This is a genomic window from Leifsonia sp. HAY1-4F (genome assembly GCF_056755275.1).
The window spans coordinates 1-310 of the sequence record NZ_JBNDHX010000233.1 but is presented as its reverse complement, the minus strand read 5'-3'; the positions used below and the strand labels follow the sequence as shown (position 1 = coordinate 310).

The following is a 310-nucleotide window of genomic DNA, read 5'->3' as shown; positions in this document are numbered from 1 at the left end:
ACCAGGTACTACATTATTGGGTGTTGTACCAGCCATAGCCGTATTATACACCAGCATTCCTGCAATGTGCGCGCTTAATGGGCTTGTATTGTTTGTTGCTGTAAGAGCCAGAGAAGGTAGTTTTACACCTTTAGTGGTACTGCTAATATCAAGTGCAGCATTCGTGTTTGGAGCAGCTGTTCCTATTCCAACTGCATTATTTGCTGCATCTACTGAAAGTGTTGTGCCATCTACAGAAAACCCATTAGTGGCAGTGGAAGTAAAGGCCAGTGTCTGTCTCTTATACACATCTCCGAGCCCACGAGACACT

At 44.8% G+C, this 310-nt stretch carries 1 protein-coding gene; it reads right to left on the bottom strand.

The window, feature by feature from the left end; translation table 11 throughout:
• A partial coding sequence (locus ACPYOG_RS19345; RefSeq protein WP_481295756.1) for a hypothetical protein occupies positions 1-288 on the bottom strand: 288 nt, incomplete at its 3' end.
• Positions 289-310 lie beyond the last annotated feature (22 nt).